This window comes from Rothia sp. HMSC064F07 (assembly GCF_001837265.1).
Lineage (GTDB): Bacteria > Actinomycetota > Actinomycetes > Actinomycetales > Micrococcaceae > Rothia > Rothia mucilaginosa.
The window spans coordinates 183183-195781 of sequence record NZ_KV831921.1 but is presented as its reverse complement, the minus strand read 5'-3'; the positions used below and the strand labels follow the sequence as shown (position 1 = coordinate 195781).

General features: G+C 62.1%; 10 protein-coding genes and 1 riboswitch. Of the genes, 6 read left to right on the top strand and 4 right to left on the bottom strand.

Annotated elements, in window-relative coordinates; translation table 11 throughout:
• Positions 1-101 precede the first annotated feature (101 nt).
• Positions 102-854 (bottom strand): alpha/beta hydrolase, encoded by a 753-nt coding sequence (locus HMPREF2712_RS01465; RefSeq protein ID WP_070819080.1) that lies wholly within the window; start codon positions 852-854, stop codon positions 102-104.
• Between the two features lie 94 nt (positions 855-948).
• Here HMPREF2712_RS01465 and HMPREF2712_RS01460 point away from each other — a divergent pair, with 94 nt between their 5' ends.
• Positions 949-1764 carry a MerR family transcriptional regulator gene (locus tag HMPREF2712_RS01460; RefSeq protein WP_070819079.1) on the top strand — a complete coding sequence of 272 codons (816 nt, stop codon included), beginning with the start codon at positions 949-951 and terminating at the stop codon, positions 1762-1764.
• Positions 1765-1893: 129 nt separating this feature from the next.
• Here the strand turns inward: HMPREF2712_RS01460 and HMPREF2712_RS01455 are convergent, their stop codons facing one another.
• The 3 genes from HMPREF2712_RS01455 to HMPREF2712_RS01445 all read right to left on the bottom strand — a co-directional run bounded on the left by HMPREF2712_RS01455 (position 1894) and on the right by HMPREF2712_RS01445 (position 5478).
• The gene (locus tag HMPREF2712_RS01455) at positions 1894-2160 is read right to left on the bottom strand and encodes a MerR family DNA-binding protein (protein WP_246828652.1); all 267 of its coding nucleotides are present in this window, start codon (positions 2158-2160) and stop codon (positions 1894-1896) included.
• Between the two features lie 440 nt (positions 2161-2600).
• Positions 2601-3929 (bottom strand): homoserine O-acetyltransferase MetX, encoded by a 1329-nt coding sequence (locus HMPREF2712_RS01450; RefSeq protein ID WP_210401004.1) that lies wholly within the window; start codon positions 3927-3929, stop codon positions 2601-2603.
• Between the two features lie 202 nt (positions 3930-4131).
• Positions 4132-5478, bottom strand: a complete 1347-nt coding sequence (locus HMPREF2712_RS01445) for a bifunctional o-acetylhomoserine/o-acetylserine sulfhydrylase (protein ID WP_070616812.1) — start codon at positions 5476-5478, stop codon at positions 4132-4134.
• A 103-nt stretch (positions 5479-5581) separates the two neighbouring features.
• Positions 5582-5694: riboswitch (SAM riboswitch) on the bottom strand.
• 348 nt (positions 5695-6042) lie between these two features.
• On the opposite strand from HMPREF2712_RS01445, the gene HMPREF2712_RS01440 reads away from it, so the two are divergent.
• The 5 genes from HMPREF2712_RS01440 (at position 6043) to HMPREF2712_RS01420 (ending at position 12425) form a co-directional block, all read left to right on the top strand.
• Positions 6043-7029 (top strand): ABC transporter ATP-binding protein, encoded by a 987-nt coding sequence (locus tag HMPREF2712_RS01440; protein ID WP_070819078.1) that lies wholly within the window; start codon positions 6043-6045, stop codon positions 7027-7029.
• Positions 7026-7898 (top strand): ABC transporter permease, encoded by an 873-nt coding sequence (locus tag HMPREF2712_RS01435; RefSeq protein ID WP_070616808.1) that lies wholly within the window; start codon positions 7026-7028, stop codon positions 7896-7898. Before HMPREF2712_RS01440 ends, HMPREF2712_RS01435 begins: the two co-directional genes overlap by 4 nt.
• A 1-nt stretch (position 7899) precedes the next feature.
• Positions 7900-8730, top strand: a complete 831-nt coding sequence (locus HMPREF2712_RS01430) for an ABC transporter (protein ID WP_070687329.1) — start codon at positions 7900-7902, stop codon at positions 8728-8730.
• A 75-nt stretch (positions 8731-8805) separates the two neighbouring features.
• Positions 8806-10008 carry a ribosome small subunit-dependent GTPase A gene (gene rsgA, locus HMPREF2712_RS01425; protein ID WP_070616804.1) on the top strand — a complete coding sequence of 401 codons (1203 nt, stop codon included), beginning with the start codon at positions 8806-8808 and terminating at the stop codon, positions 10006-10008.
• 239 nt (positions 10009-10247) lie between these two features.
• Positions 10248-12425, top strand: a complete 2178-nt coding sequence (locus tag HMPREF2712_RS01420; protein WP_070616803.1) for a S9 family peptidase — start codon at positions 10248-10250, stop codon at positions 12423-12425.
• Positions 12426-12599 lie beyond the last annotated feature (174 nt).

Below are 12599 nucleotides of genomic sequence, written 5' to 3'. Positions count from 1 at the left end.
GCGGGTTCCCTGTAGGAACGAGGACGATAACCACCTTTCCAAGCGGAACTACACGTAAGCCCCCGAGTCGTCATGACCCGAGGGCTTTCCATATAGTCGATTTAGGAGTCAGAGCCTTCGGCGGCGCCGGTCGCCTCCGCAACCTTCTGCGCACGAATACGCGGCTCCTGACCCTGCACCTTCACCTCCAGGAACTCGCCCACATGGCGAATCTCCATGGGGCCAACGCCGTGACCCGCACCGGCATACAGCACCTTAATGCCGTCGGTGTACTTGCGGATCCAGTCGTAGGTGTAGTTCACCATCTCCTGCGGGATGACAGGGTCTTCCTGGTCGCGGCCGAAGAACACCGGCAGTTCGGTCTTCTTCAGCTCCTCGTCCTTGAAGTACGGCGAATCAGAATCTACCGCATAGCCGGACAGTCCCACTACGGCGGCGAACTCGCCGGGGGCGTGACGCACCATCGAAGTTGCGATGCCCATACCCTGCGAGAAGCCCAGCAGAGTCACCGAAGCATACTGCTCGCGGTTCGCGCGCACCCACTCCAGCACGTAGTCGCTCGCCTGCTCAATGGCGCGCTGGTCAGATTCGAGCTGCTGGTTCAGCGGGTACCACTGGTAGCCGATAGCATCTGCGGCAATGTAGGCGCCGGTCGAGTCCGCGGAGAACTGGGTGCCAACCGGCTGCGGTGCACGCATGGAGGCGTAGGTGAAGCCCTCCTGCGGAAGGTGCGCCGCCAGAGACAGCAAATCGTGCTCCTGGGAGCCGTAGCCGTGCAGCATGAGCACCAGGTGGGTGCCTGCACGTTCGTTCTCGGGGCGGGTGTATTCGACGACGTATTTGTTTTCGCTCATGCACCCATCTTAGCGAGGACTCCCCCACAAACCTGCACCGCGGGTTCCGCCGCTAGCTTGACCCTCACCTAACGTGAGGTTTTAGAGTGAAACCATGGACGCGAACATAACACCACCTGACGGGCAACACGAATACACCGTAGGAGAAGCGGCATCACTACACGGGCTAACAGTCCGCACGCTGCACCACTGGGAGCACCGAGGCTTACTCAACCCGGCACATGATGAGTTCAACGGGTACCGGTACTACACCGATGCAGATCTTGAACGAATCACCGTCATCATGGGGTACCGCGCCACCGGCATGAGCCTTGACGCCATTCGCAACATACTGCAGGACGAAGCGAACAGCACCGAGCATCTACTCGCTCAGCGGGATATGCTTCAACGCAAAATCGCCGCGTACGGGCGCATGCTTGAAACCATCGAACACCTTTTGGAGGACACCATGGCACCTAAAAATGAGCAGCTCAGCGCCGCCGAAAAAGCAGAGATCATGGGTGAAGGGTTCAGCCTCGCCCACCAGCAGGAAGCGCAGGAACGTTACGGAAAAACTGACGACTGGGCTGAATACCAGCGCCGCACTGCCTCAATGGACCGTGCCGACTGGCAGAACGGCAAACAGCAGGTCAACGAGGTAGAGCAGGCCCTCGTCGAGGCATTCAACCGCAGCGTGAAGCCGGGCAGTGAAGAGGCGAACGCGCTCGCCGAGCGGCACCGCGCCTCCCTGTTCTTCTTTGAGGTCACCCCCGCTAAGCACGCTATTCTAGCCCGCGGCTACGTTGAGGATGCCCGTTTCAAGGCGCACTACGAGAAGCTTGCGACCGGGCTCGCGGAATGGTTGCGGGATGTCATCTACGAGAATGCTCGTGCGCACGGTGTTGACCCGCAGGAAGCTACCTGGGGGTAAGCCTCCGGAGTGGAGATACCTAGTAACTGAGTTTGAGTAGCCGAGCATGCCAGCTGAGCATAAAAACGCCCGGTATTCCCAACGTTGGGAATACCGGGCGTTTATACGCGTCTGCAGAAGACTAGTTACTTAGCGGGTGCCGTCGAGGTGACGGCGGTGCTCCTGAATACGGCGATCCAGGTGCTCAAGGTTCTGCTGCAACCCCACAATCTCATCCTCAATCTTTTGACGGGCACGCTCCATCACATCAATGGATAGGGCGTGGTCGTCTGGATTGCTCAAAATCGTGCGAATGTCGGCAAGACTCATGCCGGCCTGACGGCAGGTAGCAATAAACCGTGCTGCGGAGATAGACTCCTCATCAAAAATACGGGTTCCGTGAGCATCACGGGGCACCGCTATGAGCCCCTCTTTTTCGTAATATCGCAGGGCGTGGGTGCTCACCCCCCAACTGCTCCGCTACCTCTTGAATACTTACCACAGCGTTAATGCTATGGGGTTAGAGCTGGTCTAAAGCAAACCGAGAACCTTTACCTTCCAGTGCAACAAGAGGCTACTTTCGCGGTATCTCGCGGAGGTTCCACAAAGCACCCAAAAAACCGGAAAATATTCCCTGACCTGGCACAACACTCTTCATAAAGATAGAAAAAATGCCGGACACTCGCATCATACGAACGCCCGACATTTTATTACATAACCCTATGGGTGAAGGTTAATTCACGGTGGGCGGAAGGACAGTTGAGAATACCCAGTCATTCCCGAACAATCCCACACCCACTGTTTGGATAAAACAACATTCAGCAGGATGCGTGAAACGCCTTCGGGTGCCGGTTGAGTTAGCGAGTAGCAGCGCCGTACAGGCGAGTCATCGATTCCAAAGCTTCACGTTCACGCTGCGCCTCACTCGGGGTGGCGGATTCATCTTCAACGCCGAGGGCGCGCGCCAGAATCTTCTCCACCTGCTTCGCCTCAATGAGGAAGCCGTCATGGCCGTGGTTCGACTCGATAATGTCCACGGGCACCGGGGTGGGAAGCGCCTCCGCCAGGCGGTGCGACTCGTGCGGGAAGAACAGACGGTCCGTGTTCACCGCCGCAATCGTCCACTCGCAATCGGTGTGCGCCAGCGCCTGTGCCAGAGTGCCGCGGCCACGAGCCACATCGTGCGAAATCAGCGCCTCATTCACAGCCAGGTAGCTGTTCGCGTCAAAACGCTCAACCAGCTTAGCGCCGTGGTGGTCCAGGTAGCTTTCAATGGCGTAGCGGCCACGCGGCTCACCCAGCGAACCGCCCACAGTGTTTTCGCCGCGGTTCTCCTCACGGCCGAAGCGGTGCTCCAGCTCTGCGGGGCTGCGGTAGGTGGTGTGCGCGATACGGCGCGCCAGAGCCAGACCGGCAGTCGGTGCAGGACCGGCATAGTAGTCGCCACCGGCAAAGTTCGCATCCGAACGAATCGCAATGTTCTGAGTGTGGGCCCAGGAAATCTGCTCCGCCGTAGCCGAAGGACCGGAGGCAATGACCGCGCATCCGTGCACCAGCTCGGGGTTAGTTGCCGCCCACTCCAGGGCGCGAGCACCACCGAGGGAACCACCAATCACGTAGCGGAAACTCGTCACGCCCAGTGCACGCGCCAGACGCGCCTCCGCACGTACGGAGTCGCGAATGCTCACCTGCGGGAAGCGGGAACCCCAGTGCTCACCAGCGCCCGGGTAGCCCTCGGGGACGATGCTTGCCGGGCCGGTAGAACCGTAGCAGCCACCCAGAATATTGGGGGCAATCACGAAGTAGCGGTTGGTGTCCACGACCGAGCCGGGGCCCACGATGCCTTCCCACCAGCCGTCCGATTCGATAGCGCGAATCAGCGGGGCGGGCATGTCGGGGGTGGGTACGCCGCGGGAGACATGCGTGTCACCGGTGAGCGCATGCAGGATCAGGATGGCGTTATCACCAGCCTCGTTGAGGGTGCCCCAGGTTTCGTAGCCGATGGTGACCTGCGGCAGGGTCACGCCGGACTCGAGCTCCAGGTCGCCGATGTTCAGCTGACGCAGGTAGCCTTGCGCTTCGGGGTGTTCGCGCTGGGTGCCCGCCACGGGGATGGGTGCGGTGACAGGCTGGCTGGTAGTGCCGGACTTGGTGGTGCCGGACTGGCTAGTGCTCTGGGTGGTCATGGGGTTCCCTTCACTGGGTTGGTCGGCGAGGTGGTGCCGGGTGTGAGCGGGGTAGGTGTGAGCGGGGTACTCGTCTGCAGGTAGAAGGAGCAACGGGTTGGGCGGCTCAGGGCCACGCGCTCATGAAATGCTCCGTAACGGGGAATCCGCAGGTGGACCGAAAAGCCGTAGCTTACCAATCCACCTGCGGATGCATCACCTTTTAGGAGAGGGTGTCAAAGCCCAGCTGCAGGTCGGCGAGAATATCGTCAATGTTCTCAATGCCAACTGCCAGGCGGACGAAGTTCGGGTATACGCCAATCTTCTCCAGTTCCTCAGCGGAAAGCTGGGAGTGGGTGGTGGAGGCGGGGTGAATCACGAGCGAGCGCACGTCGCCAATGTTCGCAACGTTGGAGTGCAGCTTCAGGGCGTCCACGAAGTCGCGGGTCTGCTCCAGGGTTGCGTCCTTGAGGGTGAAGCCGAGCACCGCACCGGGGCCCTTGGGCAGGTACTTCTGTGCACGCTCGTACCAGGGGGAGGATTCCACGCCAGCCCAGATAACCTTCTCGACCTGCGGGTTTGCTTCGAGCCAGTGGGCGACCTTGGTGGCGTTCTCAATGTGGCGTTCGATGCGCAGGGAGAGAGTTTCCAGACCGATACCGATGTTGAAGGCGTTGGTCGGGGAGATGGCTGCACCGGTGTCGCGCAGCAGGGAGACGCGCGCCTTCAGGATGTAGGAGAGGTTCGCGCCGAACGCGGAGTCCTTACCCAAATCGCGTGCGTAGACCAGGCCGTGGTAGCCGGGGGCGGGCTGGTTGAACTTGGGGAACTTCTCGGGGTCTGCACCGTAGTCGAAGTTACCGGAGTCAACGATCACGCCGCCGATGGAGGTGCCGTGGCCGCCCAGGTACTTGGTGGCGGAGTGGACGACTACGTCTGCGCCGTGCTCGATGGGGCGTAGCAGGTAGGGGGTGGGTACGGTGTTGTCCACAATCAGGGGTACACCGTTTTCGTGCGCAATTGCAGCAATAGGCTCAATGTCGAGCACGTCATTACGGGGGTTGGGTACGGACTCGCCGTAGAAGAGCTTGGTGTTGGGGCGGACTGCGGCGCGCCATGCGTCCAGGTCGTCCGGGTTCTCGACGAAGGTGGTTTCGATACCGAGGTCGGCGAGGGTGTACTTGAGCAGATTGTAGGTGCCGCCGTACACGGAGGGCGATGCAACCACATGGTCGCCTGCACCGGCGATGTTCAGGATTGCGTAGGTGATAGCTGCCTGACCGGATGCCAGCAGCAGCGCGCCGACGCCGCCTTCCAGGGAAGCGATACGGTTTTCGATTACTTCATGGGTGGGGTTGTTGAGGCGAGTGTAAATGGGGCCCAGTTCGGAGAGGGCGAAACGGTTCGCTGCCTGCTCGGCGCTGTCAAAGACATAAGAGGTGGTCTGGTAGATGGGTAGTGCCCGAGCTCCCGTTGCGGCATCCGGCGCCTGACCTGCGTGAATCTGGCGGGTTTCGAACTTCCAACCGGCGGGGTTGGCGGGAGTCGGGACGGTAGTGTTGTTGCTCATGCGTGGCTCCTAATGGGGATTCTTAGGGGGCCGCATGCCGACGGTACAGGAATCGTCGTCGAATAATCCTGTCACGATTGATGTACCGTTATCGGTCACATCGGTCCCGCGCTTGCGTCACGCTTTTGCGTGCCGCCTGGTCTTCACCCAGGGCACCCCACCGCGGAGGAGGGTTGCCGGCCAGCTAGCTGGGGCTTATCGCTGGCGCTCTTGACCTGTTATCTTAGAGTGTCATAGGGCACGGGGTGGGGTCAAGGGTTTTGTGGGTGCGCAGTACTTTAAGACATTTCATTGCAAAGATGACGTTTTTTAACGTCTGTCACCAAAAACCGTCTGCAACAAAATGTGAGCGACGGTGCCGGGGCAATCCGAGGGCGAGGCAATCGAGATGCGGAGGCGGACACCCACCATCCACACAGTAACCCCCATCACTTTTATCTACGGCTTTTCGGTACACTGAAATGACACATACACTCACGCAGGGTACAACTCGCTACGCCGTTTATCCTGCTCAGCATCCCTCCGGTATAGGGGCCAGAGGGTCATACCCGAAGGTTACCTACCATGTCTCTTGTTCTTGATGCGGCGCAGCTCAGCCGCGTCTTTGGCAAAGGTGAAAACGCTTTTACCGCCGTCGACCGTGTGTCACTTCGCGTCAGTTCCGGTGAGATTCATGCCCTCCTCGGCCCCAACGGTGCGGGCAAAACGACGACCGTGCAGATGTGCTCGACCCTGCTCACCCCCACCGGCGGTAGCCTCACCGTGAACGGTATTGACGCTATCGCCGACCCGCAGCGGGCGCGCCGTCACGTGGGTCTCGCACTGGGCGGGGAGAACGGCTTCTACCCGCGCGCTAGTGCCCGCGACAATCTGCTGTTCTTCGCCGATGTTGCGGGGGTTTCCGGGCGGACCCGACGACACGAGGTGGAGCATGCCCTAGCCCGTGTGGAACTCACCGATGCGGCAACGCGGCCTGTCCAGGAGTTTTCCCGCGGCATGAAGCAGCGCCTACATATTGCCCGCGCCCTGCTCGGCTCCCCCGCTCTGCTCCTGCTGGATGAGCCGACCAACGGGCTCGACCCCGATATCGCCCTGACCGTGCGTGCCCTCATCAGATCTCTGGCAAATGAAGGTACCGCCATTCTGCTGACGAGCCACCTGCTGGGCGAGATTGAGGACCTGGCGCACACCATCACCGTTTTGGGTGCCGGTTCCGTTGCTGTGAGCGGCAACCTCGAGGACGTTGCCGCGCACGCAGGTATTGCCGCCACGACCGTGGTACAGGTCGAGGCCACCGCCACCGAGGGGCTTGATACGCTCCGCGGGCTCCTCGGCGATAAGGCGGCGGTGCTCTTCGCCCCGCGCGGTTCCGGCTGGGAGCTGACCCTCTACTGGCACGGCGAGCGCACCACGTTCGAGGCGGGTGAGGCTCACCGCATCCTCACGGAGGGGCTTGCCACCGCGAACATTGGGGCACGGACCGAACCGTACACGCGACCGGCAACTCTGGAAGAGGCATACCTGGCGATGGCGGAGGGGCTCAAGCGATGAACGCTCAGACGCAGCATCCAGCAGAATCTCAACGACCGCGCGACCTGCAGCACCTGCTACACGACGTACAGCAGGAGTGCGCCCGCCAACTGCGACTCATGGGCTTTAGCCTGCGCCAGTTCCTGACGGTCCCCTACTTCATTCAGCTGCTCATCAGTACGGTACTCGGCTCGGTCATCCTTCAGGCGCTCGCCGTGCATGCGGCGGCGCAGAGCTCCGCGGGTCACTCCGTTGACCCGACCCTCGCGTGGACCCGCGCGGGCATTGTGGGCATGTGGTCGGTCTGCATCGTGTCTGCGGGCATCATCAATTTCGAGCGTTTCCGTGGGACCCTCGTGTACCTATGTTCGGGGTCGATTTCTCCGGTGCGGGTGCTGGCGGCTATCGTTTCGAGCGCATCCATTGTGGGTATGGCGGCTTTGCCCCTGTCGTGGCTCATCTGGGCTCTTGTGACGCTTAACCCGCAGGTCACGGACTTTTCAGCACTCTGGCCGCGCTACGTTCTGGGCGTTCCCCTGCTGTGGCTTGCGTGCCTGTCGGTAACGTTCATGATTGCGGTGTTCTTCGTGGCCACACCGAACGCTATCGCCTACGAGGAGCTGTTGCTCGTGCCGGTTTTTATTCTTTCCGGGGTTCTCTTCACGACCATTGAAGCGCCCGCCTGGCTAGATGCTGTAGGCACGCTCATTCCCCTGCAGGCGCCGGTTCATCTCCTACTTGGGCGTACCACCATCACTACCCCGGCGGATGCGCTCCTGCCCGTGGCACAGACCCTGGTCGTGAGCTTCATCTGGGCGTTGTGTGCTTTCCTCTTTGCCCGGAAGGCTCTTGCCTCCGCCCGCCGTCGCGGCACCCTGGGGGCGATGTAGCGTGCGTATTCTCTCTTCTGCCGCTCTGCCTAGCGTGGCGCGTCGGGCTCTGTCGACCGCCTCTATTGGCTGGTCATCTTCTATTACCTTCGCAACCCTCGGAACGGCTGTCACGACCCTGGTTCTCGTACCCGGTCTTAACGTGCTTTTCACAGTGCTTCTGGGCGCTGATCTTGCCGCAAACGATACTGTACGCATCGGCTGCGCGTCTGCTCTGATTGCCACCCTCAGCTCCGTGGCAGCCGGTATTGTTGCGCGCGTTGCCACAGACCGGTGGATTGGCGTCTTCGAGTACGTGTGTACGGCTCGCCCGGTGGATGCTGGCTACTGGCTCGGTGCGGCGGCGGTACCCGCGTTGCTGGCATCCGTGACGGGTCTGAGCAATGTGGGCATCGTGTGGTTACTGTCCCTCACGGCACCCTCTACCGGGGCGGCTTCGGGGCTTCTGATTGGAGCCATTGCGCTGATGCCGGTTGCGGTTCTGGGCGGGGTCTGCCTGGGCATTTTTGCCGCCGGGCTCGGTCTGTACCTGTCGGATCCGTACACGGGGTCGAATTTTCTGTCGATTATTCTGCCAGTGAGCGCGGGCGTGATTGTGCCGGTGAGTACCTACCCCGGTTGGCTTGCATGGCTGTGTTCCTGGGTTCCGGGGTCCCGGCTGGTGCAGGTTTTAGATGCCTCTAGCGGTATCGCGAACGGCACCGCGCCGGAGCTTTTCGCGCTCCTGGCGACGGACGCGGCACTGGCGGTGCTCTACGCCGCAGTGGGGTTGGGGCTGACTTTGCTTGCCGCCCGCCGCATCCGTGCCGGCGCCCGCGCCTCGCTGTTGTAGACGGTGAACCCTGAAAAAGAACGAACCTTGTAATCACCCGCTATCCGGGCGCCGCAATCCAGAAAGACTATTCCTGTGACCATTACTCCCGCCTCATACACCTTAGAGACCCTCGGTTTCGACCCCTCCTGGCGGGGCGCGGCAATTCGCGCCGCGTTCACCATCGGGGGTACCCTCGAAGACTTCACCCTCGCCCGCGTCAGCGCCGTGCACCGCACCCGCTGCGAGCTACTGACCTGCGAGCAGAGCGAACTTGTGAAGCTCTCCGCTCCCCTGCGCCCGGTCGAAAACGACTACGGCGAAGAAGAGTACCCCGTCGTGGGCGACTGGGTACTCACTCAGCCCATCCCCGGGACCGGTAGCGATAGCCAGCCCGCGGAGCATAAGCCCCTCGCGATTCTGCCCCGCCGAAGCTACCTCACCCGCCCCAGCGCCACCCGCGAATCCTCGGATCAGCCTGTCGCCGCCAACGTGGATATGCTCTGCATCGTTGAGCCGTGCTTCCCCGAGCCGTCCATCGGGCGAATCGAACGCTACACCGCCCTGGCGCACGCCTCCGGGGTGCAGGTCGCGCTGATTCTCACCAAGGGTGATTTGGTGACGGCGGAACAACTCGCCGGGTATCAGGAATCCCTGGGTAGCGGCGTGGATGCGGTGCTCACCGTCTGCACGGACAACGGCTACGACCCCGCCCCGGTTGCGGAGCTTGTCGCCGGGCGTACCGCCGCGTTCCTGGGCCGCAGCGGTGCCGGTAAATCCACCCTGGTCAACGCCCTGCTCAACCCCGGAATTGACCCCCGCGAAGACAGCTCAGAACACCAGGTGCAGGCGACTTCCGCGGTTCGCGATGCCGACGGCAAGGGGCGCCACACCACCACCAGCCGCCAAATGATTGTTCTGCCCGGTGATGCAGACTCCGGTGCAGAATCTTCGGCTGGCACGGTGCTGATTGACACCCCGGGCGTGCGAGCCCTCGCCGCCACGAGCGACAGCGCAGCCATTGATGAGACCTTCGATGACGTTTCCAGCTACGCCTCCTCCTGCCGGTACAGCGACTGCTCCCACGGTTCCGAACCCGGATGCGCGGTGCAGCAGGCGCTCGCCGACGGCTCCCTCGACCCCGAACGTTTTGAACGCTACCGCAGGATGATGGCAGAATCTGCACGCCTGCGCCTGCGCTCTCAGGAGCGCGAGTACCGGCAGAGTAACCGCGCCTTCACGAAGGCAAACAAGGCGGGCCGCCGCACCCTCATGTCCATTAAGGGACGCGCCAACTAGCCGCCGAAAGCGCACGTTGCGGCGAGGCTTCGGTGAGACTTCGGCGGGGCTTCCACAGGCTGAGCCGGGCAACCCCGCGCAGGCGGCAATATAGTAGCCTCCCTCACTCTTCGATACACTAGAACTAGGCGTGCCCACAGTCCCCCGCACACCCTCACCGCCACCCCGGCGGCAGAGGAGGCAGGCGCCTCCGGCACACACCATTCACAAACCCATAACTCATTGAAAGAGGTGGCAGCATGGCTGAACAGAACCTCACCCCGCCCGTACCGAAGAAGGTCGAGCACCGCCGCGAACACCACGGCGACGTCTTCATCGACCACTACGAATGGCTCCGCGACAAGGAAAGCGAAGAGGTCCTCAACTACCTCAAAGCAGAAGCCGAATACACCGAAGCTGTCACCGCAGACCAGCAGCCCCTCCGCGAGTCCATCTTCAACGAGATTAAGAACCGCACCCTGCTGTCGGATCTGACCGTCCCGAACCGTATCGGTGACTGGTGGTACTACAGCCGTATGGTGCCCGGTGGCCAGTACCCCGTCTTCTACCGCTACCCCGCCCTGCACGAGGGCGACGAGGTGGTGCGCTACACCCCGCCGACCGTCACCCCCGGCGAGGTGCTCGAGGGTGAGGTCGTCATCCTCGACTGCAACGAATACGCCAAGGACATGGAGTTCTTCTCCCTGGGCAGCTTCCAGCCGGCACGTAACGGCAAGCTGCTGAGCATCTCCGTGGACGAGAAGGGCGACGAACGCTACGAGCAGCGCTTCCTCAACATGGAAACCGGCACTTTCCTCGAAGACACCATCCCCAACATTGCGGCGGGTTCCTTCTTCATCAACCACGCCGAGCAGCTCATCTACGTGGTCCCCGACGACTCCTGGCGCCCCTGGCGTGTCTACGTGCACGACGTCGGACAGGGCACCGAAGACCACCTCATCTATGAGGAACCGGACAACACCATGTGGCTCTCGGCGGCTATGAGCTCCGACCGTTCCTCCGTGGTGCTCACCAGCTCGAACTCCGAGTACACCGAGGTGCGCATCGTCCCCACTCGCGAACCCAAGGGCGAGCCGACCCTGCTCATCCCCAAGAGCGCGGGCATCGAATACTACGCTGAGCCGCTCAACATTGCCGGCGAGCAGCACCTGCTGATTCAGCACGACTACAATGCGCTGAACTCCGAGCTGGTCCTCGCCGACATGCCGCGCGAGGGCGAAAGCCTCGAAGAGTACGCGCAGCGTTGGGTGCCGGTCATCCGCCACAGCGAGCACGTGCGCCTGGAGGGCTTCACCTTTACCGCAACGCACCTGGTCGTCACCGCCCGCGCAGACACGACCACCCGCATCTTCCTGGCGCCGCGTGAGCAGCTGCCCATCCAGTGGCGCCGCCGCCGACCCGCGGGCGTGACCTTCATGGAACCGGCCGGTTTCGACGAGGAGCTGTACACCGCCTCGGTGCTGCGCGCGGAGAACTACTCCCCCGTGCTGCGCATCGCCTACACCTCGTACCTGACCCCGCGCCGTGTCTACGACTACTTCCCCATGTCGCAGACCCTGCTGCTGCGCCGTGAAACCCCGGTGCTGGGCGGCTACAACCGCGAGGACTACCGCGCCTACCGCGACTGGGCACCCGCAGCGGACGGCACGCTCATCCCGATTTCCGTGATTCACCGCGCCGACCTGGACATGAGCAAGCCGCACCCGGTCATCCAGTACGGTTACGGCTCGTACGAGTCGTCCATGGACCCGATGTTCTCTATCCCGATGCTGTCGATCCTGGACCGCGGCGTCATCTACGTCATCGCGCACATTCGCGGCGGCGGCGAGATGGGCCGCTCCTGGTACCAGAACGGCAAGAAGCTGTCGAAGAAGAACACCTTCACCGACTTCGTGGACGTCACCAGCTACATTGCGGCGAAGCCGTGGGCTGATGAGGCGCGTATCGGCTGCTACGGCGGTAGCGCGGGCGGCCTGCTCATGGGCGCTGTGCTGAACCTCGCCCCCGAAAAGTACGCCGCCTGCCTGGCCGCCGTACCGTTCGTGGATGCGTTGACCACCATCCTCGACCCGGAGCTGCCGCTATCGGCGATGGAGTGGGAAGAGTGGGGCAACCCGATTGAGGACCCGGAAGTGTACGCCTACATGAAGTCGTACACCCCGTACGAGAACATCCGCCCGGTCCGCTACCCGGCGATTGCTGCAGTAACGAGCCTGCACGACACCCGCGTGCTCTACGTGGAGCCCGCCAAGTGGGTTGCGGCGCTGCGTGAGCAGATTGACCCGTCGTCGCCGGTGCCTCTGCTGAAGATTGACATGTCGGGCGGTCACGGTGGTGGTTCCGGCAGGTATACCCGTTGGCGTGAGATCGCGTGGGATTACGCGTTCCTCATGAGCAACCTCGGCGTTACTGAGTAGCTGGTCTCTTAAATAGAACGCTCCGTCTGTATCTAAGTGATACGGACGGAGCGTTCTTCGTTTAAGCACGTTCTGCGTATGAGGGGCGCCGATCGTCCTCGTTCCTCCCCTCACCAAGCAGGGGCGGGGCGCCGCATATTTCCTCCGCGCCTACGCAGGGGCACCCGTCACCCG